This is a genomic window from Bradyrhizobium sp. NBAIM01 (genome assembly GCF_020194115.1).
GTDB classification, from domain to species: domain Bacteria; phylum Pseudomonadota; class Alphaproteobacteria; order Rhizobiales; family Xanthobacteraceae; genus Bradyrhizobium; species Bradyrhizobium yuanmingense.
Genome location: NZ_JADYVU010000043.1, coordinates 1 through 390, shown reverse-complemented (window position 1 = coordinate 390; position 390 = coordinate 1). Strand labels below are relative to the sequence as shown.

Annotated in this window: 1 protein-coding gene; it reads left to right on the top strand. The window is 63.3% G+C overall.

The features are described 5' to 3' along the window. Positions 1-50 precede the first annotated feature (50 nt). The coding region (locus I6F31_RS36285; protein ID WP_225187069.1) for a tyrosine-type recombinase/integrase at positions 51-390 on the top strand (340 nt) is incomplete at its 3' end.

Here is a 390-nt window from a genome sequence, read left to right as displayed (position 1 = left end):
CCTGGAGGTTGTACCGGCCCTGCGCGACCGCGTTGCGCTGGTGACGGCCTATGCTGCCGGGCTACGAGCCGGCAAGGTCAGCCGCCTTGAGGCCCAGCGCGATCGACAGCAAGCGCATGCTGATCCTGATCACCGCCGGCAAAGGCGGCAAGGACCGTTACGTGATGCTGTCGCCGCGGCTGCTCAGCATCCTGCGATCCTACTGGTGTCTGGCCAAACCGCGCCATTGGCTGTTTCCAGGGCGCAATCCGGACGATCCGGTGAGTGTCGGCACGTTGCAAGAGGCCTGCCGCAAAGCTCGGCAACATGCCGGTCTCGATAAGCAGGTGACGACACATGTTCTGCGCCATAGCTTCGCTACTCACCTTTACGAGCGCGGTACTGATACCC